At 74.6% G+C, this 21,692-nt stretch carries 19 protein-coding genes; 6 read left to right on the top strand and 13 right to left on the bottom strand.

Annotation, left to right across the window (positions count from 1 at the left end):
• The first annotated feature begins 287 nt into the window (after positions 1 to 287).
• Entirely contained in the window at positions 288 to 905 is a 618-nt protein-coding gene (locus ACFWOG_RS27305; protein ID WP_380361318.1) for a superoxide dismutase family protein, read from the top strand.
• Between the two features lie 27 nt (positions 906 to 932).
• Here ACFWOG_RS27305 and argF read toward each other — a convergent pair whose 3' ends face one another.
• The 3 genes from argF to ACFWOG_RS27290 form a co-directional block, all read right to left on the bottom strand.
• A complete protein-coding gene (gene argF, locus ACFWOG_RS27300; RefSeq protein WP_329951459.1) occupies positions 933 to 1,934 on the bottom strand; it encodes an ornithine carbamoyltransferase in 1,002 nt (333 codons plus the stop codon).
• Between the two features lie 105 nt (positions 1,935 to 2,039).
• A complete protein-coding gene (locus ACFWOG_RS27295) occupies positions 2,040 to 4,841 on the bottom strand; it encodes a polynucleotide kinase-phosphatase (protein WP_380361317.1) in 2,802 nt (933 codons plus the stop codon).
• Positions 4,838 to 6,199, bottom strand: a complete 1,362-nt coding sequence (locus ACFWOG_RS27290; RefSeq protein WP_329951457.1) for a 3' terminal RNA ribose 2'-O-methyltransferase Hen1 — start codon at positions 6,197 to 6,199, stop codon at positions 4,838 to 4,840. The genes ACFWOG_RS27295 and ACFWOG_RS27290 overlap by 4 nt, the downstream gene beginning before the upstream one ends.
• Before the next feature lie 135 nt (positions 6,200 to 6,334).
• On the opposite strand from ACFWOG_RS27290, the gene dapD reads away from it, so the two are divergent.
• Complete coding sequence (dapD, locus tag ACFWOG_RS27285) at positions 6,335 to 7,324, top strand: 2,3,4,5-tetrahydropyridine-2,6-dicarboxylate N-succinyltransferase (protein ID WP_380361316.1); 990 nt, start codon at positions 6,335 to 6,337, stop codon at positions 7,322 to 7,324.
• A 356-nt stretch (positions 7,325 to 7,680) separates the two neighbouring features.
• On the opposite strand, the gene ACFWOG_RS27280 is transcribed toward dapD, so the two are convergent.
• From ACFWOG_RS27280 to ACFWOG_RS27255, 6 genes are all read right to left on the bottom strand, one after another.
• Complete coding sequence (locus ACFWOG_RS27280) at positions 7,681 to 8,712, bottom strand: DUF6099 family protein (RefSeq protein ID WP_380361315.1); 1,032 nt, start codon at positions 8,710 to 8,712, stop codon at positions 7,681 to 7,683.
• Positions 8,713 to 8,801: 89 nt separating this feature from the next.
• Positions 8,802 to 9,200: a nucleotide pyrophosphohydrolase gene (locus ACFWOG_RS27275; protein WP_380361314.1), complete on the bottom strand. Its 399-nt coding sequence runs from the start codon at positions 9,198 to 9,200 to the stop codon at positions 8,802 to 8,804.
• Positions 9,197 to 10,639 (bottom strand): AAA family ATPase, encoded by a 1,443-nt coding sequence (locus ACFWOG_RS27270; RefSeq protein WP_380361313.1) that lies wholly within the window; start codon positions 10,637 to 10,639, stop codon positions 9,197 to 9,199. The genes ACFWOG_RS27275 and ACFWOG_RS27270 overlap by 4 nt, the downstream gene beginning before the upstream one ends.
• A 231-nt stretch (positions 10,640 to 10,870) precedes the next feature.
• On the bottom strand, positions 10,871 to 11,701 hold the full coding sequence (locus ACFWOG_RS27265) for a putative RNA methyltransferase (protein WP_380361312.1): 831 nt from the start codon (positions 11,699 to 11,701) through the stop codon (positions 10,871 to 10,873).
• 51 nt (positions 11,702 to 11,752) lie between these two features.
• Positions 11,753 to 12,817: a RimK family alpha-L-glutamate ligase gene (locus tag ACFWOG_RS27260; protein ID WP_380361311.1), complete on the bottom strand. Its 1,065-nt coding sequence runs from the start codon at positions 12,815 to 12,817 to the stop codon at positions 11,753 to 11,755.
• Positions 12,814 to 13,872: a RimK family alpha-L-glutamate ligase gene (locus tag ACFWOG_RS27255; protein ID WP_380361310.1), complete on the bottom strand. Its 1,059-nt coding sequence runs from the start codon at positions 13,870 to 13,872 to the stop codon at positions 12,814 to 12,816. The genes ACFWOG_RS27260 and ACFWOG_RS27255 overlap by 4 nt, the downstream gene beginning before the upstream one ends.
• Positions 13,873 to 14,145: 273 nt before the next feature.
• Between ACFWOG_RS27255 and ACFWOG_RS27250 the strand changes: the two genes are divergently transcribed.
• On the top strand, positions 14,146 to 15,102 hold the full coding sequence (locus ACFWOG_RS27250) for a GNAT family N-acetyltransferase (protein WP_380361309.1): 957 nt from the start codon (positions 14,146 to 14,148) through the stop codon (positions 15,100 to 15,102).
• A gap of 3 nt (positions 15,103 to 15,105) precedes the next feature.
• Here the strand turns inward: ACFWOG_RS27250 and ACFWOG_RS27245 are convergent, their stop codons facing one another.
• Entirely contained in the window at positions 15,106 to 15,528 is a 423-nt protein-coding gene (locus tag ACFWOG_RS27245) for a fic family toxin-antitoxin system, toxin component (protein WP_329879923.1), read from the bottom strand.
• Positions 15,525 to 15,758 (bottom strand): toxin-antitoxin system HicB family antitoxin, encoded by a 234-nt coding sequence (locus ACFWOG_RS27240; RefSeq protein WP_329879922.1) that lies wholly within the window; start codon positions 15,756 to 15,758, stop codon positions 15,525 to 15,527. Before ACFWOG_RS27240 ends, ACFWOG_RS27245 begins: the two co-directional genes overlap by 4 nt.
• Positions 15,759 to 15,936: 178 nt before the next feature.
• Between ACFWOG_RS27240 and ACFWOG_RS27235 the strand changes: the two genes are divergently transcribed.
• The gene (locus ACFWOG_RS27235) at positions 15,937 to 16,134 is read left to right on the top strand and encodes a hypothetical protein (protein WP_329879921.1); all 198 of its coding nucleotides are present in this window, start codon (positions 15,937 to 15,939) and stop codon (positions 16,132 to 16,134) included.
• Positions 16,135 to 16,278: 144 nt separating this feature from the next.
• Here the strand turns inward: ACFWOG_RS27235 and ACFWOG_RS27230 are convergent, their stop codons facing one another.
• Together ACFWOG_RS27230 and ACFWOG_RS27225 are read right to left on the bottom strand one after the other, a co-directional pair.
• Positions 16,279 to 17,640 carry a class I SAM-dependent RNA methyltransferase gene (locus ACFWOG_RS27230; RefSeq protein ID WP_329951647.1) on the bottom strand — a complete coding sequence of 454 codons (1,362 nt, stop codon included), beginning with the start codon at positions 17,638 to 17,640 and terminating at the stop codon, positions 16,279 to 16,281.
• A 353-nt stretch (positions 17,641 to 17,993) separates the two neighbouring features.
• Positions 17,994 to 20,075, bottom strand: a complete 2,082-nt coding sequence (locus tag ACFWOG_RS27225) for an APC family permease (protein ID WP_329951450.1) — start codon at positions 20,073 to 20,075, stop codon at positions 17,994 to 17,996.
• Between the two features lie 230 nt (positions 20,076 to 20,305).
• On the opposite strand from ACFWOG_RS27225, the gene ACFWOG_RS27220 reads away from it, so the two are divergent.
• Together ACFWOG_RS27220 and ACFWOG_RS27215 are read left to right on the top strand one after the other, a co-directional pair.
• Positions 20,306 to 20,974, top strand: a complete 669-nt coding sequence (locus tag ACFWOG_RS27220) for a TrkA family potassium uptake protein (protein ID WP_329879918.1) — start codon at positions 20,306 to 20,308, stop codon at positions 20,972 to 20,974.
• Positions 20,974 to 21,645, top strand: coding sequence for a TrkA family potassium uptake protein (locus ACFWOG_RS27215; protein ID WP_329879916.1), 672 nt, complete (start codon positions 20,974 to 20,976; stop codon positions 21,643 to 21,645). The genes ACFWOG_RS27220 and ACFWOG_RS27215 overlap by 1 nt, the downstream gene beginning before the upstream one ends.
• Positions 21,646 to 21,692 lie beyond the last annotated feature (47 nt).

Here is a 21,692-nt window from a genome sequence, read left to right as displayed (position 1 = left end):
GGTGGGTACGCGGGGTTGCTGGGTCGGCCGGGGCCCCCCGGGGAGAGGCCGGGCGCTCCCGGCTGCTCCGCGGGCGAGCGGGTCCGGCGGAGCCCGGGGTCGACGGGGCCCGGGGTCGACGGGGCCGGCGCCGGAGCCCGGGGCCGTTTCCGGGGCGCGTGTCCGGGGCCCGCGGGGCGTGTCCGGGGAGCGCGGGGCGTGTCCGGGGAGCGGCGGGCGGCGTTGAGCAGGGTGTCCGCTCTTGCGTGCGTCCTCCGGGAGCGCGCCCAGCCCGAGAAGGTCCGCCGATGTCCGCTCCGCTCGCCGCCGCCCTGCTCCCGCTCGCCCTGCTGGCACCCGCCGCCGTGCCGGTCTCGACCACCGACGCCGCCTTCGACCCCGCCACCGCCTTCGTCCCGCCGACCGCGATCAGCCACGCGCCGGACCTCGTTCCGTACGGCTCGCACGTACGGGTGGTGGTCGACCGCTCGGCGCCCGGCCGGACGGTACTGACCATGAGCGTGACCGGGGTCGCCGCCGACCGCGAGTTCCCGGTCCACCTGCACACCGGTCCGTGCGGGGCCGACCCGGCCGCGTCCGGCCCGCACTACCAGGACACGGTGGACCCGGTCCGCCCGTCGACCGACCCCGCCTACGCCAACGACCGCAACGAGCTGCGGCTCGCCCTGCGCACCGACGGGCACGGCGACGGCACCGCCGCGACGGTGGTGGCCTGGCAGCCCCGGGCCGGGGAGGCCCGCTCGCTGGTCCTGCACGCGGGCGGCCCGACCGACCCGACCGGCGCGCGCGGCCGGCACGGCGCGCAGGATGCGGCCGGTGCGCACGGTTCGGCCGGTGCGCACGCTCAGCGCGGTCAGCACGGCGCCAACGACCGGGTCGCGTGCGTGAAGCTGGAGGGGCTCTAGCCGCTCACCGGCCGGGCCCGTCCGCCGTCAGGACCCGAGGGTCGCGACCAGGACGGCCTTGATCGTGTGCAGGCGGTTCTCCGCCTGGTCGAAGACGACGGAGTGCTCCGACTCGAACAGCTCGTCGGTGCACTCCAGCTCCGCCATCCCCGTCTCCTCGAACAGCTGCCGGCCGACCACCGTGCCGAGGTCGTGGAAGGCGGGCAGGCAGTGCAGGAACTTCACCGCCGGATTGCCCGTGGCCCGCACGGTGCCCATCGACACCTGGTACGGCTTGAGCAGCGCGACGCGCTCGGCCCAGACCTCCTTGGGCTCCCCCATCGAGACCCAGACGTCGGTGTAGAGGAAGTCGGCGCCGGCCACGCCCTCGGCCACGTCCTCGGTGAGGGTGATCCGAGCACCGGTGCCCTCGGCGAGCGTCCGGGCGGCCTTCTGCACGTCCTCGGCCGGCCAGAGCGAGCGCGGCGCGACGATCCGGACGTCCATGCCGAGCAGCGCGCCGGTGACCAGCAGCGAGTTGCCCATGTTGGAACGGGCGTCACCGAGGTAGGCGAGCGTCACCCCGGTGAGCGGCTTGGTGGTGTGCTCGGTGATGGTCAGCACGTCGGCGAGCAGCTGGGTGGGGTGCCACTCGTTGGTCAGGCCGTTCCAGACCGGCACCCCGGCGTGGGCGGCGAGCTCCTCGACGATCTCCTGGCCGTGCCCGCGGTACTCGATGCCGTCGAACATCCGGCCGAGCACCCGGGCGGTGTCCTTGATCGACTCCTTGTGGCCGATCTGGGACCCGGCCGGGTCCAGGTACGTGGTGGTGGCGCCCTGGTCGTGGGCGGCGACCTCGAAGGCGCAACGGGTCCGGGTGGAGGTCTTCTCGAAGATCAGCGCGATGTTCCGGCCCCGCAGCCTGGGCCGCTCGGTACCCGCGTACTTCGCCGCCTTGAGCTGAGCGGCGAGGTCCACCAGGAAGCGGAACTCCTGGGGCGTGAAATCGAGCTCCTTGAGGAAGTGCCGGTTCCGGAGGTTGAACGCCATGCCAGGCTCCTGGGGTGACGGGTCGGGCGGAAAGCAGCAAGTCTATACGATACTCGGAATTTCTATGCAAGAGCCTGCGGCCGGTCCACCGGAACCGGTCGACGCCTACAGCCGGGGGTCCACCGGCTCGGCCTCCAACGCCAGAACGGCGAAGACCGGCTCGTGCACCCGCCAGAGCGGCTCGCCGCCGGCCAGCCGGTCCAGTGCCTCCAGACCGAGCGCGTACTCGCGCAGCGCCAGCGAGCGCTTCAGCCCGAGCGCGCCGCCACGCGGACGCTCCCGGTGCCCCCGCTGCCCCCGCTGCTCCGGGTGGTCCGGGTGGTCCGGGTGGTCCGGGCTCTCCGGACCGTGGACCAGCCGCAGGTACTCCCGGCCGCGGACCTTCACCGCCGGCTGCACCAGCCCGCCCGGACGGCCCTCCCCCGCCGCGCCCCGCATCGGCGACACGGGCGGCTTGACCACCATGCCCGGCGCACCGCCCGCCCCGGTCAGCTCCTCCCACCACGCCACGGCCGCGGCCGTCGACGCCTCGTCCCCGGTGTCCACCGCCAGCCGGGCGGTCGGGTACAGGACGGGACCGCCCATCCGGTCGACCGGTGCTCCGGGCCCGGCCGCGCCGCCGGCCACGGGGCCTGCGGCACGGTCCGCCGCGACCAGCCGGTCGATCCGGGCCAGCTGCTCCTCCCGCGGGCGGAGCGCCAGGTTCGCCCCCTCCCCGGCCAGCACCTGGAACGGCGCCAGCCGGACACCCGACTGCCCCTCCCCGGGACGCGCGAACCGGCGGTACGCGTCGGTGAACGCCCGGACGTCCGCCGCACGGCGCCGCTGGCGGCCCGCCTGCGCCGCGACCTCCAACCCGCGGTCGGCAGCCCGCTCCAGCGCGGCGAGAACCGACGGGAGCGCGGCGCCCGCCACCGCGCCGAGCGCCGCGTACCCGCGGTGCGGCGAGGGCCCGTCGGCCGTCACCGGCCACGCCGCCAGGGTCGCGTCCAGCAGCAGCCAGCCGGTGTCCAGCTCCTCGAAGAGCCCGGCCCGCTCGGCCGCCGCCCGCAACCGGAGCAGCAGGGCGGCACACTCCTCGTCGCCCAGCAGCGCCCCGCCCGTCCGTGACCAGACCGCCCCCGGGCCCGCCGGGCCGAAGCGCCGGGCCAGCGCCGCGTCGTCCCGGGACACCAGCACCACCGCGCGCGAGCCCGGATGCCACTCCTCGCACAGGACGTGCCGGACCCCGTCCGCGCGGTACGCGGCGAAGACCTCGTCCGGGTGCTCCCGGTACCCGGGCCGGTGCGAGGCGGGGCCCGGCGGCACCGCCGGCGGCAGGTGGACCAGCAGCCGTGGGTCGACCGCCGAGCGGCTCATCGTCTCCAGTGCCGCCGCCGCGCTCTCCGCCCGGACGGCGACCGGGCCGTGCAGCGCCGTCTCCACCACCCGGCGGCCCGCCACGTCGGCCAGGTCCAGCGGACGGCCCTCGCGCCCGCCCGGCGCGTCGCTGAGCAGCGGGCGGACCGGCGCGTACCACTGCCGCTCCGCCTCGACGGTGACCAGCTCGCGCTCCGGGTAGCGCAGCGCGGTCAGCTCACCGCCGAAGACGCAGCCGGTGTCCAGGCAGACGGTGTTGTGCAGGAAGCTCGCCACCGGAAGCGGCGTGTGCCCGTAGACCACCAGCGCCCGCCCCCGGTACTCCTCCGCCCAGGGGTGGCGCACCGGCAGGCCGTACTCGTCGGTCTCGCCGGTGGTCTCCCCGTACAGCGCGTGCGAGCGGACCCGGCCGGACGAGCGGCCGTGGTAGCGCTCCGGCAGGCCCGCGTGGCAGACCACCAGGTCGCCGCCGTCCAGCAGGTAGTGGTCGGCCAGGCCGCGGATGAACTCCCGGGCCTCGGACCGGAAGCCCGCCGGCTCGGACTCCAGCTGTTCGAGGGACTCGCGCAGGCCGTAGGAGAGGGTCACCCGCTCGCCGTCCAGCGCCCGGGCGAGCTTCTGCTCGTGGTTGCCCGACACGCAGAGCGCGTGACCGGCCGCCACCATGCCCATCACCAGGCGCAGCACGCCCGGCGTGTCCGGGCCGCGGTCGACCAGGTCTCCGACGAAGACCGCCGTCCGGCCGGCCGGTGGGACGGCGTCGACCGGCCGGCCCGCCTCGTCCCGGACGATCCGGTAGCCGAGGCGGGGCAGCAACGACTCCAGCTCGGCGCGGCAGCCGTGGACGTCGCCGACCAGGTCGAACGGGCCGGTCAGATGGCGCAGGTCGACGCGCCGCTTCTCCCGTACCACCTCGGCGGCGGCCACCTCGTCCGCGCCGTGCAGCACGTGCACCCGGCGGAAGCCCTCCTTCTGCAGACCGGCCAGGGACGCGCGCAGCTCGCGGTGCTGGCGCGGGATCACGGACGCGGGCAGGTCGCGGTCCTGCCGGAGACGGGTGCGCTCGGCGCAGACGCCCGGCGGCACGTCCAGCACGATCGCCGCCGGCCTCGCGTCGTGCTCGTGGGCGATCGCGATCAGCCGCTTCCGGGCCGCGGCCTGGACGTTGGTGGCGTCCACCACGGTCAGCCGGCCGGCGGCGAGGCGCTTGCCGACGATGTAGTACAGGACGTCGAAGGCGTCGGCGGAGGCGGACTGGTCGTTCTCGTCGTCGGCCACCAACGCGCGGCAGGTGTCGGAGGAGACCACCTCGGTCGGGCGGAAGTGGCGTCGGGCGAAAGTGGACTTGCCCGCGCCGCTGGTGCCGACCAGCACGACGAGGGAGCCCTCGGTCACCGTCACCGTCACGGCCGGCGGCGCCTCGGCCTCGGCGTCGGCGGCGGCGGCGGCGACCGCGACCTCTGCCGCTGCTGTCGCCGCCGCCGGGAGGCTGCTCGGCCCGGGGGTCCCGGGAGCGGGGGCGCCGGGGTTCGTTTCGTCGCCGGTCATCGGGACTCGCCTCCTCCGAGGGTGGGGGTACCGCGTCTGAAGAGGGCCGGCCCGGCCGGGGCGGCCATGGTGACGGTGTAGCCGTGCTCGGCCGCCACCCGTTCCGCCCAGGTGCCGAACCCGGGATCACCGGCCTGCGACGTGACGACGACCGCCGCCGGGCGCACCGTCCCGAACACCGCGTGCTCCAGGGCCGGACGCCGGTCCGGGTCCGCCCGCCCGACCACGTCGGCGTCGAGCACCGCCGCGTCGAAACCCTTCAGCCTGGCGTCCGCGTACATCAGCGCGCCCTGCACCAACCCGACCCGGACCGTCCGCCGGGTGGCCGCCCACTCCGGCGCCGGCTCCGTCGTGCGCTCCAGACCGAGGCGGTGTGCGGCGGTGGACAGCGCACGCAGCGAGACGTCCACCCCCAGCAGTTCGGTGAACCGGGCGTCCGTCAGCAGTGCCTCGATCAACTCGCCCCGGCCGCAGCCGAGGTGCACCACCCGGGCGGCACCGACCTCGCGCAGCGCGGCCAGGACCGCCGCCCGGCCCGCCTCGACGGCGGCCGTGCGGCCGTCGCCGTCAGCACCCTCGACCGGGCTGTCCGGTTCACCGTCGCCGTACCCGGCGCCGTCGGTCCCGGGCGGCCCGTGGTGGTCCAGGCGACGGGCGATCAGTTCACGTTCGGGGTGCCGGGCCAGCCAGTCCGCGTCGGCGGAGAACAGATTGCCGACCCCCTCCGGCGCGACCCACTGGTCCGTGACGCCCTCCAGCGCCGGCAGCAGTACGGCCAGCTGTCGGAGCGCGTCGGCCGGTCGGGCCGACGCCGCTTCCAGTCCGAGCCGGACGTACGGCGACTCCCCCCACTCGGGGAACTCCTCGTCCAGCGGGATCGCCGCCGCCTCGACCCGCCAGCCCAGCGGCTCGAACAGTCGCCGCACCAGCGCCACACGGCCGCCCTCGCCCGCACCGCCCCCGAGGCCGCGCTCACCGTCGACGCGGACGGCGGGCAGCTCGATGCGCAGCGGGAGAGCGCGATCGGCAGGGTCGGCGGCCGTGATCACCGCCCGGAAGACGGTGCGCAGCGCCGCCGCGAACCGTGACGACACGACGTAGGGGCGATCGTCGCCGGCCCGGACGCGCGCGAGGTCCGACGCGCCGGACGGCCCGCCGCCCCGCCCCTTGCGGGACGGTGCCGGATCCGCCTCCACCAGCAGGACGGCCGTGCAGCGTTCGTCGCCGACCTCCGGGAAGAAGACGTGCGCCTCGCCGTACGCGGTCGCGGCCCGCTGGACCGCGTCCGGCGGCCGGTTCAACAGGCGCGCCAGGTCGGTGGCCGGGCTCCCGGCGGTGCCGGTGGCTGAAATCGACATGAACACCTGTCCGAGTATCGCCCAGCTCCGAGCCCTCGGACAGCCGGTTTTCGTCCGGATGCGGCGGCTCCCCGGCCCTGTCCGGACGGTGAGCGTGTTCGGCACCGGGGGCCCGCATTCGTTAACGTGCACGATGTGACTGCAGAATCCACCACCCCCGTGAGCGGCGCCGTTGCCGCCGGTCTGGCCACCATCGCCGCCGACGGCACCATCCTCGACACCTGGTACCCGGCCCCCGTGCTGGCTGCCGACCCCGGCCCCGCCGGGACCGTCCTCCTGACCACCGAACAGGCCGAGGCCGAGCTGGGCGCCGGCGCCGCCGAGGCGCTGCGGGCCGACGCCCGCCGCGGCGTCGACGTGGTCGCCGTGCGCACCACCATCGCCTCGCTGGACGAGAAGCCGATCGACGCGCACGACGCCTACCTGCGCCTGCACCTGCTCAGCCACCGCCTGGTGAAGCCCCACGGCCAGAACCTCGACGGCATCTTCGGTCTGCTCGCCAACGTGGCGTGGACCAGCATCGGCGCGGTGCCGGTGGAGAAGGTCGAGCAGGCCCGGCTGGCCGTGCGCGCCCAGGGCGGGCAGCTCGCCGTCTACGGGATCGACAAGTTCCCGCGGATGACCGACTTCGTCGCCCCGTCCGGTGTGCGCATCGCCCACGCGGACCGCGTCCGGCTCGGTGCGCACCTGGCCGTCGGCACCACCGTGATGCACGAGGGCTTCGTCAACTTCAACGCCGGCACGCTGGGCACCTCCATGGTCGAGGGCCGGATCAGCGCCGGTGTCGTGGTCGGCGACCACAGCGACATCGGCGGCGGCTCCTCGATCATGGGCACCCTGTCGGGCGGTGGCAAGCAGGTCGTCTCGGTCGGCGAGCGCTGCCTGCTCGGTGCCAACGCGGGCATCGGCATCTCCCTCGGCAACGACTGCGTCGTCGAGGCCGGCCTCTACGTCACCGCCGGCACCCGGGTGACCACCCCGGACGGCACCGTGGCCAAGGCCGTCGAGCTGTCCGGCCAGGACAACCTCCTCTTCCGCCGCAACTCCCAGTCCGGTGCGGTCGAGGTCATCGCCCGCTCCGGCTCGTGGGGCGGCCTCAACGCCGACCTGCACGCCCACAACTGACACCTGTCTCCTTCGAGGGTGTGGTCTCTTCCCCCTTTCCCGCCGTGCCGTCCGCCTCGTGAACGCGGGCGGCACGGCGGGGAGGGTGTCCGAGGGCCCCGGCGCCGCCGCTGCGACGCCGGGGCTCTTCCCGTCCCGGGCGGCGAGCGATCACGTGCGGCGGGCGATCACGTGCGGCGGGCGATCACGTGCGGCGAGCCGCGTCTGACCGAGGAGGCCGCGCGGCGGCAAGCCGAGGTCACCCGGGAGGCTGACGGCCAGCGCCGGTCGGACCGCATCGGGTGGTCGTCGGTGACTCCGGTTCGGGGAGTTCGTTGGTTGCAGCGGCGGGGCGCGTCAGGCCGCCGCCGACGGCTTCACGCCGCACCGCCGATCCGAAGAGGTCCCCTCATGCCCGACTTCCGGTCCGAGGCGTCCGCCGCCCCGCAGCACTCCGCCGGCGACGGGTCGGCCGCGCCCGCCACCCCGAGGAGCCTGCTGGAGCAGATGCAGGAACTACTCGCCTCGGTCACCGCGGACCTCGCCGAACTGCGGTCCTCGGGCATCCGTACCCCCGCCCCGGGCGGTGCCGGCCCGACCGGCACCGGCGACAACCGGGCCGCCGGCCCTCGTACCGACGAGGCCGACGACCCGACCGCCACCCGCTGACCGGGCAGCCCGGCCGCACCGCCCCTCGGCACCGCCACCTTCGCCGCCGCACCCGGCGGGTCGAGCCGGACCACCAGCAGCGGCCCCCTCCGCCCGGCCGGCGGTGCGAGCAGCACCGGCACGTCCTTCTCCTCCGGACACACCTCCTCGGCCCGAGCCCCCTCGGTACGGTCCTCCCCCACGCAGTTCTCCGGTGTGCTTCCGTCCTCGCCGGGCGGGCCGTCCTCCTCCGTCGCCCTCCCGACGGCCTGCAGCAGTCGGCCGACGAGATCGGTGCACTCCGCCCCGGCGTCGACCCCGTCGATGCACGTCCAGTAGAGGCTCTCGGTGTCGGCCCCGCAGGCCAGCACCACCAGCGTCTCGCCGACGTCCCGCAGCAACCCGCCGAGTTCGCCGAGGGCCGGTTCGAGGTCACCGAGGTCGGTGAGCCGCCCCGCCCTGCCGCCGACGCCGAACGCCGTCACCGCCGACGCGTCACCTCCCGACTGGTCCAGACAGCCCGCCGCGTGGGCTGCCGACTCGACCAACTGTTGCCCCAGCCCGGCGAGTTCACCTTCGTCCGACTCGGCCAGCCGGGCACCCACCGCCTCGGTGAGCAGCGCCGCCTGTCGCGCCTCGGCGAGCACGTCCGGCACGTTCCTGGTCTCCGCCAGGGCGTGCCGGGCCGTCTTGATCAGTCGCAGCGCCTCCATGTCCGACCACCCTTCCCTCGCCCGTACGGCGCCCTGCCGCACGGTCACGGCGACAGCGTGCGGCCCGAGAAGGAGGGTCCGCACCGGACGGCCGGAAAGCTGTGGACAACCCGGGGGCTGTGGACAACTTTTGTCCCTCACACGGGCGATGATCCGCTCTCGGGGTTGACGTCACCTCCTTCGGAGGGGGCTCCGGGCACTGGGAAGCGCAGCTCGTTCCGCTCGATCTTGGCCGCCAGCGCCGTCAGCGGATCGACCCCGACGGCGGTGCAGAACTGGAGCAGGTAGGCGAGCACGTCCGCCACCTCGTCCCGCACCCGGTGCGCGCGGTCCGGGTCGGCCATCACCGCCGACGCCTGCTCGGGCGTGAGCCACTGGAAGATCTCCAGCAGCTCGCCGGCCTCCACGGTCAGCGCCGACGCCAGGTTCTTGGGCGTGTGGAAGGGCTCCCAGCGGCGTGCCGCGGCGAACTCCGTCAATCGCTGCCGCAGCCCCTCCAGGGTCGGGGCCGCGGACTCCGTCTCTCGTTCGTTCACCCGTCCAGGTCTACCGCACCGGCGTCCGCCACCTCCCCGGCGGCCACCCCGGACCGGCCGGTCCCCGGGGAAGCGGCCCCCGACACGGCCGCCCCGGGGAAGGCCGTCGCGTGGGCCGACCCGGCGCACCGCGCCGCCTGCGCCGGCACCCGGGCCGTCTCGGCACGCAGCACGGTGTGCCCGGAGTCGGGGTCCCGTCGGCACTCCACCAGCGCGGCCCCGGGCGGCAGGTCGCCGGGCCCGCCGAGCGCCTCGCGGGCGGCGGCCGGTTCCTGGAGGGTGGTGAGCACGCGCAGCTGGTTGCGTCCGGACATGTCGCGGGCGAGCCGCAGCAGCGAGGCGGTCTGGTCGGTGCCGAGCCCGGCGCCGAGGTCCTCGGCGAGCACGGTGAGTTGCCGGTGCGCCCACGGCACCTCGGCGGCCACGTCGAGGTCGAGCACCCCGGCGCCGGTGAGCAGCACGGCCGAGAAGGCGAGGTGGCGGAGCATGCCGTCGGAGGCCTGGTCGGCGCCGGTGCGGCCGAGGACGCCTTCGTCGAAGACGGCGAGCACCCGCCGGTCGGCGCCGCTGCCGCGGTGCGCGAGGTCGAGGCCGAGCAGCGGGTGCGGCGCGGCGTCCTGCACCACGCGCAGCAACTGCCCGTAGCGGCGCCCGCATTCGTTGCTGAGCCGGGCGATGACGGCGGAGATGTTGGCGGCGTTGCCGAGCAGCCGGGCGCGCGGGTCGGGGCGGGCCCAGCCGCGCATCAGGGCGGGCACGGGGTGGACGGGGAAGACCTCACGGAGCGCGGTGAGGAGCTGTTCGGCGGCGGCCAGCACCTTCCGCTCGCCGGGCGAGGAGCCGGCGACGCGCAGCGGGATCTGCGCGGTGATCAGGGTGCCGCTCGGGAAGGGCGCGCGGATGTCGCCCTGCCGGCTGTCGTTGTGCCAGCTGACGTTGATCCGCCGGTTGCGGAGGTCCTGTTCGCCGGTCTCGACGAGGGTCCGGCCGTCCAGGGTGAGCTGTTCCCGGGCGATCCGGACGGGCCCGTCGGTGCGGACGACGATCTCCAGGCCGACGGGCCCGTCGGCGGACCGGACGGTGCAGCCGAGGATGACGGCGTTGCGGCCGTGCGGGACGCAGCCGTCCAGACCACCACGGACGGGGGTGGCCAGGGGGCCGGCGGCGCCGGGGACCCCGTCGAGGGAGTCGGTGATCTCCTCCCCGAGGGCGAGCCGGGAGAGCACGGCGAGGGCGTCGAGCGCGTTGGACTTGCCGACCCCGGCGGGCCCGTGCAGCACGGTGAGGGGCGCGAGGGGCAGCACCGCGCGCCGGTAGGACTTGAACGAGGTGAGCCGGACCTCCTCGACGGTCGGGCGCCGGGCGGCCGGTGGGCCGGGTTCCGAGGTGCGCTGCTGTGGGTGGGCCGGCACGGCGGTCCGGGTGGCGTCGCGGTTCACCCGTCGGACGTTAGCCTCCGGTCGAGCGGCAGAAACGTGCCTGCCCGGCAGATTCATCCCATCGGGGTCGAACCGCGGGACCCGGGCACCCGCGGCACCGGCGGATCCGCCACCCGGGCCTCGTCCGCCGCCGCACGGGCAGCCGCACGGGCACCGTCCGCCGCCGCACGGACGGCCACTCGGGCACCGTCCGCCGGCACCCGGACAGCCGCACGGACCCCGACCGGGGCCTCAGCGCCGGTAGGCGGCGACGGTGACGGAAGCGGTCACCTCGACGGGGTCGGGCAGCTCCGCGAGCCGTGCCGCCAGCACCTCCGGGTCGGTGTGCCAGGCGCTCGGACCCATGCCCACCACGGTTCGCACGTCCTCGGCCGAGAGCCGCAGCGTGCACTCGACCTCCCGCCGCCCGGCGGGCGTCAGGTGGGGACCGAGCTTCTCGTCGATCCGCCGCTGCTTGTCCTCGTCGACCGAGAGCAGACCGAGGGCGGTGACGAGCTCCCGCAGGTGGCGCGGGGTGGGTGAGACCAGCAGCAGGGTGCCGCCGGGGCGCAGCACCCGGCGGATCTCGGGGCCGTTGCGCGGCGCGAAGACGTTGAGCACGAGCCCGGCGGAGGCGTCCAGGAGCGGCAGCGGCCGCCAGGCGTCACAGACCACGGCGCCGATCCGGGGGTGGGCCCGCGCGGCGCGGCGCAGCGCGTACTTGGAGATGTCGAGGGCCGCACCGGGCCGTCCGGGGAGGGCGTCGAGGACGTGGGCGAGGTAGTGGCCGGTGCCTGCCCCGAGGTCGGCGACGAGCCCTTCGGGATCCGCCGCGACCGCCGACTCGGCGAGGGCGTCGGCGATCGGCCGGTAGTGGCCGGCGGCGAGGAAGTCGCTGCGGGCGGCGACCATCCCGGCGGTGTCGCCGGTACCGGTGTGGGCGTCACCGGCGAGCAGGCTGACGTAGCCCTGCTTGGCGAGGTCGTGGCTGTGCCCGCCGGGGCAGCGCAGGGTGCGCCCGTCGAGGGTGAGCGCCTGCGCGCAGTGCGGGCAGGCCAGGTAGGGCTCGATGTCCTGCAGCAACGGTCCGTCTTCTCTCGCCATCCGGTCGCGTCGTCCGGCCGGAGGGCCAGCCTAACGACCGGCGCCGCCCGGACCCGCATCCGCCGGACCGGCCGTCCGGCGGCCCACCGGCGAGGAGCTGTCCGCCCACGGGCCGGCACGAAGGCCGCCACGGGAGTCCGGCCGGGAGTCCGGCCGGGAGTCGGCACCGGACTCGGCACCGGACTCGGCCCGGGTGTCGGACGCCCGCGGGTCGACGGCCCCCGGCCCGGTTCCGGCCGGTCGCTGCGCCGGGACGGATCGCGGGCCCGCGCCGCCGACCCGCAGCGCGAGCGCGGCCAACGCCTCGGGGGCGCCGGCCTGGCCCCGGATGCCGGGGAAGGCGTTGACGTCGACCACGACCGGTTCGGCGGGTCCGTCCAGCAGGTCGACGCCGTACACGTCGAGGCCGAAGACCTCGCCGACCCGGAGCGCGAGCCGGGCGCGGTCGGCGGGCAGCTCCGCAGGGCCGAACGCCCCTCCGGGGTGGTGGAGTTCACTGACGCCCGGATCGGTGAGCTCGGAGCGCCGGCGGGCACAGAACACCTGCCCGGCGACGACCCAGAGCTTCTGGTCCCACCCGGTGCTCGCCAGATAGGGCTGGACGACGACGGATTCGCCGGGCCACTCCCCGGCGAGGACGCGCAGCCGGGCCGCGTCGTCCACCCGGGCCACGAGGTCGTGGCGGCGGCTGTGACGACTCTTGACGACGAACGGGAAGCCGGGGGCCGGGTGGTCGGGCTGCGCCACCAGATCGGCCAGATCGGCGACGGTGCGGGTGGCGGCGAAGGGCAGCCCGGCCCGGACCGCGAGGTCGGCCATGGCGGTGCGGTCCTGGCAGAGCTCGGTGGCCGCAGCCGAGTTGACGACGGGTGCGCCGCGCTCCTCCAGGTGCCGGGCGAGCGCCAGGGCCCGCGGCGTGTGGGCCTTGAGCAGGTAGACGTCGGCGAGTTCGCCGGGGCCGATCCGCTCGGACGGCTCGCCGGGGCCGGTGGTCGGGTCGAGGTCCTCGACCAGGTGGCCCCGGGCGGTCAGCAGCGCCGCGGTGGCGGCGAGCACGGGGTGGTCCGGGTTCGAGGCGAGCAGGCCGATCCTCATATCGCGCCGCCGGCTCCCCCGGCGCCGACGCCCGCCCCCACGGCCCCGCCGCCCTGCGCGGGCAGCCGGACCGGTTCCGGCCCGTTCCCGACCGGCACCCCGGGCTCGGCCGCCGGCGGCCCGCCGCCCAGGCCGGGCGCCCCCACGCCCGACACGCCCAGGCGCATGGTCGCCAGATCCGCCGCCGCGAGGCCGGGCACGCCCAGGCCCGCCGCTCCCAGCGCGGCCGGGGCGGTGACCGCCGTGCCGGTCCGGGCGAGCCGCAGCACCGCCCGCGCGACCCGCGCGACCGCGTCGGGCACCTGCCGGAAGCTGGGGAAGTCATTGATGTCGACGACCACCGGCCCGTCCGGCCCGAGCAGCACGTCGACGCCGTAGAGGTCGAGCCCGAACACCTCCCCGACCTGCCCCGCGATCCGCGCGACCTCGGGGGCGAGCGGCACCTGCCGCTCCCGCACCCCCTGGTCGGGGTTGAGCGGGGAGCGCCGCTCGGTGGCGTACAGCTCGCCGTCGACGCAGTAGACCTTGAGGTCCGTGCCGGAGTTGGGAACGTACGGCTGCGCGATCAGCAGGCCCTCGCCGGCCAGCAGGGGGCCGAGTTCGCCGAGGTGTCCGGGGTCCCGAACGAGCCGCACCGCCCGCCCGGAGCTCCCGTCGGCCGGCTTGACGACCAGCGGGTACTCGGCGGCCGGGATCTCGGCGAGCCGCTCCCAGCGGGCGGCGGCGTAGGTGACGGGGACGGGCAGCCCCCGGGTGCGGGCGATCACCGAGGCGAGCGCCTTGTCCCGGACGCCGCGGATGGAGCGGGCGTCGTTGACGGTCGTGAGGCCGACGGCGGCGGCCGCCTCCAGCAGGGTGAGGCCGGGGCCGCCGGAGACGGTCTTGAGCACCCAGGCGTCGTGGCTGCCGGCCCGGACCGCCTCGGAGACGGCCATCAACGAGTCACCGGGGCGCAGCACGTCCACCCGGTGCCCCCACGCGGTGAGTTGGCGCACGACGTCGAGCGGCATGCCGTCGTACCGGTAGTGCTCCTCCACCAGAAAGCAGAGCTTCATGAGCCTGTCCATCCCCCTCGCTTCACCCAGCGCGGACGTCCGCCGTTCCCGTCCGGCAGAGCTGTAAAGGCCCCAGGATGCCACGCGGCCCGTACGCAAGATCGCCCGGCCTGTAAGCGTTCGGCAACAATCGCGCCGAAATGCCCGGGCAGGGCCGCACCCGGCTGCCCCCGGACCTTGCCGCCCCCGGCCCGTCCGCATGCGCACCGGCCGCCGGCGGGAGCTTCGCCGCCCCGGCAAATACCGTGGCGGGAACCCGGCGGTCCTGCTTGGATGCACGGCGTGACTTCTGCCGATCATGCCCCCGCCACCCACGCCGCCCACGCCCCCGGCGCCCTCCTCGACGAGATCGAGCGCTACTACGACGCGGTCCCGCGCGCCGCCGCCCGCGTCGAGGACTTCGGACCGCTCAGCCTCTTCGTCCGCGAGGGCGAGGGCTGGCCGTACTACGCCCGTCCCGCGCTGAGCCACGACGGCCCGGCCGCCACCGCCGGGGACGTCCGCCGGGTGCTCGACCGTCAGCGCGAGCTGGGGCTGCCGGAGGCCTTCGAGTGGGTGGCCGAGCACGATCCGCTGCTGCGCGCGGCGGTCGAGGAGGCGGGGCTGGTGGTGCACGAGCACCCGCTGCTGGTCCTCGGCCCGGAGGACGAGCCGAATTCGGACGGCGGACCGGCCGACGGCGTGACCGTCCGGGTGCTGGCCGCCGGCGACCCGGCGCTGGCGGCTGCGGTGGCCGTCCCGCATCTGGCGTTCGGCGAGCCGGGTACCGGCGTGGGGAACGCCGGGCCGGAGGAACTGACCGCGCTGGCCATGGAGTTGGCGTCCAACGGCACGGTGGAGCGGACCGCCGGGCAGATCTCCTCGGGGCGTACCGTGGTCGCCGCCGCCGTGCAGGACGGGGCGGCGCTCTGCGCGGGCCAGCACAACCCGGTGGGCCCGGTCACCGAGGTGGCCGGCGTCGGAACCCTTCCGACGGCGCGCCGGCGCGGCCTCGGTCTCGCGGTCACCGCGGCGCTGGTCGCGCACGCGCGGGCCAACGGGGTGCGGACGGTGTTCCTGTCCGCCGCCGACGAGGACGTCGCCCGGATCTACCGCCGGGCGGGCTTCCGCCCCTTCGCCACCGCGCTGATCGCCGAGCCCGCCGAGCCCGCCGGGCCCGGCGCACCCACCGCCGAAGCCACCGGAGCCGCCGAAGCCGCCTCCGACACGGCCGGGCCCTCCCCCGCGTGATCCTCAGTCCGAGTCCTCGTCCTCCTCACCGCTGACACCCTCGCCCTCGGCCTCGTCCACCACCCACGCGGCCAGCCGGTCCGCCACCCCGGAGACGCCCAGCCGCCCCTCGCGGATGGCCCGGGCGAGGCTGCGCACCTCGCGGGCGGTGGTCGCCACCGTGCAGCCGCTGGCCACCAGGTAGGCGTAGGCGACGGCGGTGGCGAACAGTTCGTTGGTCTTCTCCAGGGACGGCACCCGGATCAGTTGGTGCATCAGGGCGGCCGCCCGGTCCTGCGGCTCGGGGTAGACGGCGATGTCGAAGATCTCGGCCTGATGCCGGGAGACCGCCGCGAGCAGCGATCCGTAGTCGGTGACCTGCGGGTCACCGGGTGTGTACTGCTCGGCGGTCATGAGCAGCCACGAGAGGTCGACCTCCAGGTTCAACGACGCACGTCCTGGAGGTCGGCCCCGCCGAACTCGGCCAGGAAGGCCGTCTCGTACTCCTTCATGAACTGCGCGGCCGCGTCGACGAACACCCGCCCGGCCTCGCCCATGTCCTGCTGGACGAGGCGTTCGATGTACTGGTTCATGCTGATCCCCTGCTGCTCCGCCCGTTCCCGGGCCATCTCCGCGGTGGTGGCGTCCACCCGGACGTTCAGCTGTTTCTTACCCATGAATCCCAAGCTAGCGCTGAAGTGCTAGCACAACAAGGGCGCGCGCACGCACCCCGCACGCGGGTGGCGACGCGTGGGCGCCCACGGAGAGTGAGACTTGAAGAGTTCTTCACCTTCGGAGAACCTGAAGTGCCCTGAGCATTCCCTGGAGCGGCACCGACCGGTGTGGAGGCCGGCAATGACAGCCATGTTCGACCAGGAGCTGCGCGAGCAGCTCACCCAGGCCCGCAAGGAACTCGCGGCCGCCCGCGCCGAAGGGGACGCCGACGGCGTCCAGGCGTACGAAGGCCGGATCGCCGGGCTGATCCGGCTCGCCGCCCAGCACGGCATCACGCTCCCGCACGGTGTCGACGAAGAGGAGCAGAACCTGCGCTGACCCCGCCGCGCGCCCGACAGCACGGGCTCCCCGACCGACGACGGAGGCGGTACCCGGGAACCCGGGTACCGCCTCCGTCACATCCGCTCCGTCCGACCGGCCCCGCGGGGCGGCTGTCCGTCCCCGCCCGGCACCGGCGGACCGCTACTCGCCGCCGACCGGCTCCAGGATCGCCACGCACTCGAAGTGGTGCGTCATCGGGAACAGGTCGAAGGCCCGCAGCGAGACCGGCCGGTAGCCGCCCTCCCGGAAGAACGCCAGGTCCCGGGCGAGCGCCGCCGGGTCGCAGGCCACGTACGCGATCCGGCGGGCGCCGAGCCCGGCCAGGTGCGCGACGGTCTCCCGCCCGGCACCCGCGCGCGGCGGGTCGAGGACGATCAGGTCGGTGGCGGTGATGCCGGTGCGCGGCAGGAGCTTCTCCACCCGGTCGCACTCGATCCGGACGTTCTCCAGCGCCGCCAGGTTGTGCCTGGCGTCGGCCACCGCCTGCTTGGAGGACTCGATGCCGAGCACCGCGCCCTCCTCGCCGACCCGGTCGGCCAGCGCGCCCGCGAACAGGCCCACGCCGCAGTACAGGTCGAGCGCGTTCTCGCCCCACTGCGGGTCCAGGCCGTCCAGCACCGCGTCGACCAGGGTCTCCGGGGCCTCCGGGTGGATCTGCCAGAAGCCGCCGTCGCTGACCCGCCAGGTCCGCCCGGCCGCGCGCTCGCGGACGAAGTTGCGGCCGTGCACGCGGTGGGGGTCGCCCTGCTCGTCGATCCGGGTGATCGAGACCGGCTGGTCCAGCTCGACCAGCGGCAGCTGGGCGCCCGGCGCCGGGGTGAGGACCACCTGGCGGTCGGAGGAGCCGGACGCGGCGATCGCCTCGACCGAGACGATGCCCGGCCAGTCCCGGGCCTCGATGCCCAGCTCGGTGACGCCCGCGGCGGCGATCAGGCAGCGGTCGACCGGCTGGATGTCGTGCGAGCGGTGCTTGCGCAGCCCGACCTTGCCGGTGGCCGGGTCCACGGCGTACTGCACCCGGGTCCGCCAGGCGGGCACCTCGCCGGGCGGCAGCTTCCCGCCGACCGGTTCGACGCTGCCGTCCCAGCCGGCCTCGACCGGGGTCAGGCCGGCGAGCTTGGCCAGCTGCTCGGTGAGCACCTGCACCTTGAGCTTGCGCTGCCCGCCGGGGGACACGTGCTGCCAGTCGCAGCCGCCGCACTTGCCGGGCCCGGAGAAGGGACACGGCGGGGCGATGCGCTCCTTGGCGGGCTCCAGCACCTCGACCGCGTCGGCGCGCAGGAACCGGGACTTGGTGGTCCCGTCGGTGACCTGGACGATCACCCTCTCACCCGGCAGCGTGTGCCGGACGAACAGCACCCGGCCCTCGTGCCGGGCCACGCAGTGCCCGCCGCCGTGCGCCACCGGGCCGACCTCGACCTCGTAGCGCTCGCCGACGAGCGGGTCGCCGCCGGGGCCCCGGGGCGCAGCCTCGGCCCGCGGGGCGCGGGTCGTGGACCGCAGCGCGCGCGGCGGTCGCACCGCCTGCTTGCGCGGGCGGGCACCGTCCTTCGGCTGATCCGCACGCGCCTCCCGGCGGTCGGACCGCTGCGGCCGGTCGGAGCGCTCGGAGCGCTCGGAACGCTGCGGGCGCTCGGACTGCTCCGGACGCTCCGGGGCACGCTCCTCCGGCGCGAGCGGCGCCGTCTGCGCGGTGAAGCCCTCGCGGTCGGTGGCCGCAGGCCGGAACGGCTTGCCCCAGCGCGGCCGGGCGACCTGGCCGGGCTTGCCGGCGCCACCCTTGCGGGAGCCCTTGCCGGAGGCACCGGAACGGGAACCACCGGACGAGCCGGACGAACGGGGCGGGGTATTGCGGGTCACTGGGAGGAGTCCTTGCTGCTGTCAGCGGGGGCGGCGGTCGTGCCTTCGGGCTTTGCGGAGACCTCCGACTTTACGGCCTTCGGCGCCCGGGGCTCACCACGACGGACGGCACCCGGCGCCGACCAGGCCTTCTGCGGCTTGCGCCGTTCGGACGACTCCAACTGCCACGGTACCGAGGTCACCATCACTCCCGGCTTGAACAGCAGCCGCCCCTTGAGCCGCAGCGCACTCTGGTTGTGCAGCAGGTGCTCGTACCAGTGGCCGACCACGTACTCGGGGATGTAGACCGACACCACGTCGCGCGGGCTGCTGCGGCGAAGGTTCTTCACGTAGTCCAGCACCGGGCCGGTGATCTCCCGGAACGGCGAGTCCAGCACCTTGAGCGGCACCTCGATGCCCCGCTCGTCCCACTCGGCGCGCAGCGCCGCGGTGTCCGCCGGGTCGACGTTGACGGTCACCGCCTCCAGCGTGTGCGCGCGGGCCAGCCGCGCGTAGGCCAGGGCCCGCAGCGCCGGCTTGTGCAGCTTGGAGACCAGGACGATGGCGTGCACCCGGGTGGGCAGCACCACGTCGTCCGGTTCCTCGGCCGCGACCAGCTCCGCGGAGACCCGGTCGTAGTGCCGGCGGATCGCCTTCATCACCACGAACAGCACGACCATCGCGGCGATCGCGATCCAGGCGTGGCTGATCTTGGTCGCGAGCACGACGATCAGCACCGCCATGGTCATCACCAGACCGAAGCTGTTGATCGCCCGGCTGCGCTGCATGTGCCGCCGCTTGGCCGGGTCGGTCTCGGTGCGCAGCAGCCTGGTCCAGTGCCGGATCATGCCGGACTGGCTCATGTTGAAGGAGACGAAGACGCCGACGATGTACAGCTGGATCAGCCGGGTCGGGTCCGCGTCGAAGGCGATGATGAACAGGATCGCGGCCAGCGCCAGCAGGATGATGCCGTTGGAGAAGGCCAGCCGGTCACCGCGGGTGTGCAGCTGGCGCGGCAGGTACCGGTCCTGGGCGAGGATCGAGCCGAGCACCGGGAAGCCGTTGAACGCGGTGTTGGCGGCCAGCACCAGGATCAGGCCGGTGACGGCCGCGACGAAGTAGAAGCCGGGCGTGAAGTTCGAGAAGACGGCCTCGCTGATCTGGGCCAGCGCGGTCTTCTGGTGGTAGTCGGCGGGGGCGCCGCCCAGCTGGTGCTCGGGCTCCTCGGCCATCTGGACGCCGGTGAGCCGGGCCAGCCAGATGATGCCCATGAACATCACCACGGCGATGCTCGCCATCATCAGCAGGGTGGTCGCGGCGTTCTTGCTCTTCGGCTTGCGGAACGCCGGCACGCCGTTGGAGATCGCCTCGACACCGGTGAGCGCGGCACAGCCCGAGGAGAACGCCTTGAGCAGCAGGAACACCATCGCGAAACCGGCCAGCGACTCGTTCCCGGGGGTCGCCTCCAGCTGGAAGCCGGCGCTCTCGGCGGGGATGTCCTGCCCCAGGCCGAAGTGCCGGACCACGCCGTACACCACCATGCCGAGGACGCCCACCATGAAGGCGTACGTCGGGACGGCGAAGGCCGAGCCGGACTCCCGCACCCCGCGCAGGTTCATGCCCATCAGCACGATCACCAGGACGACGGACAGGGTCAGCTCGTGGCCGCGGAGCGCGGGCACCGCCGAGACCACGTTGGCGACACCCGAGGTGGTGGAGACCGCCACCGTCAGGATGTAGTCGACCATCAGCGCGCTCGCGACCACCAGGCCCGAGTTCGGGCCGTGGTTCACGGTGGCGACCTCGTAGTCACCGCCACCGCTCGGGTACGCGTGCACGTTCTGCCGGTACGAGGCCACCACGGCGAGCATCACGATGGCGACGACGACGCCGATCTGCCACGAGAAGTGGATGGCCGAGACACCCGCCAGGGACAGGGTCAGCAGGATCTCCTCGGGCGCGTACGCGACCGAGGAGAGCGCGTCCGAGGCGAAGACGGGCAGCGCGATGCGCTTGGGGAGCAGCGTCTCCCCGAGCTTGTCGCTGCGCAGCGCACGCCCGATCAGGATGCGTTTCGGTAGGTCAGTCGGCATAGGCACGTTAAGGAATCGTAGGGGTAGTCGGCCGTCGGGTCAGACGGACATCCCCCCCTTCGTCGCGACTGTGTTCGGTGGACCGGCTAGCGTGTCGGATACGAGCAGGCGGGCAACACTCAGGTTGTCGTACCGAGCCACACGAGGACGCCCACCCCGGAGACCGGGGCGGGGAAACGGAGAACAGCGGTGTTTGCGCAGGTCAAGGCCCAAACGGGACGGGTGAGGTAGCGCCGGTGCACATCGTCATCATGGGCTGCGGCCGGGTGGGCTCCGCGCTCGCCCGAGCGTTGGAGAAACAGGGCCACTCGGTGGCCGTGGTGGACCAGGACCCGACGGCGTTCCGCCGCCTGGGCGCCGGGTTCAACGGTCGCCGGGTCACCGGCGTCGGCTTCGACCAGGACACCCTGCGGGAAGCCGGCATCGAGGAGGCGGGCGCCTTCGCCGCCGTCTCCAGCGGTGACAACTCCAACATCATCGCGGCCCGGGTCGCCCGGGAGAACTTCGGCGTGGAGAACGTCGCGGCCCGCATCTACGACCCGCGGCGCGCCGAGGTCTACCAGCGCCTGGGCATCCCGACCGTCGCCACCGTCCGCTGGACGGCCGACCAGATGCTGCGCCGGCTGCTGCCGAGCGGCGCCGAGCCGCTCTGGCAGGACCCGAGCGGCGCCGTCCAGCTCGCCGAGGTCGCCTACGCCCCGGACTGGGTCGGCCACCGGATGAGCGAACTCGAAGAGGCCTCCGGCACCCGGGTGTCGTTCGTCACCCGGCTCGGCGAGGGCATCCTGCCCGCGCCCCACATGGTGGTGCAGGAAGGCGACCTGGTGCACGTGATGCTGCGCCGGGCCGACCTGACCGCGGTCGAGGCCGCGTTCGCGCAGGGCCCGGAGAAGGAGGGTCACTGATGCGAGTCGCCATTGCCGGAGCCGGTGCCGTCGGCCGCTCGATCGCGGGCGAGCTGCTGGAGAACGGCCACGAGGTCCTGCTGATCGACAAGAACCCGAACTCCATCTCCGTGGAGCGGGTGCCCATGGCGGAGTGGCTGCTGGCCGACGCCTGCGAGATCACCTCCCTGGACGAGGCCGCCCTGCAGCGCTGCCACGTGGTGATCGCCGCGACCGGTGACGACAAGGTCAACCTGGTCGTGTCGCTGCTCGCGAAGACCGAGTACGGGGTGCCCCGGGTGGTCGCCCGGGTGAACAACCCCAAGAACGAATGGCTCTTCAACGAGTCCTGGGGCGTGGACGTCGCCGTCTCCACCCCGCGCCTGATGTCCGCCCTGGTCGAGGAGGCCGTGAGCGTCGGCGACCTGGTCCGGCTGATGCGCTTCAGCCAGGGCAACGCCAACCTCGTCGAGCTGACCCTCGCCGCCGACACCGAGCTGGTCGGCACCCGCGTCGGCGACGTGCCGTGGCCGCCGGACACCGCGCTGGTGACGATCATCCGCGAGGGCCGGGTCCTGGTGCCGCGCAAGGACGACACCCTGGAGGGCGGCGACGAGCTGCTCTTCGTCGCGGCCCAGGAGCGGGAGGAGGAGCTGGAGAACCTGCTCTCCGCCTCCTCCGGCGCCCAGTAGCACCCGCGCACGAACGTCGAGGGACCCGTACTCGGTGAGTACGGGTC

Origin of the sequence: Kitasatospora sp. NPDC058406 (assembly GCF_042722765.1) — a bacterium.
Classification (GTDB): Bacteria; Actinomycetota; Actinomycetes; order Streptomycetales; family Streptomycetaceae; genus Kitasatospora.
This window is presented reverse-complemented; position numbering and strand designations above follow the sequence as displayed.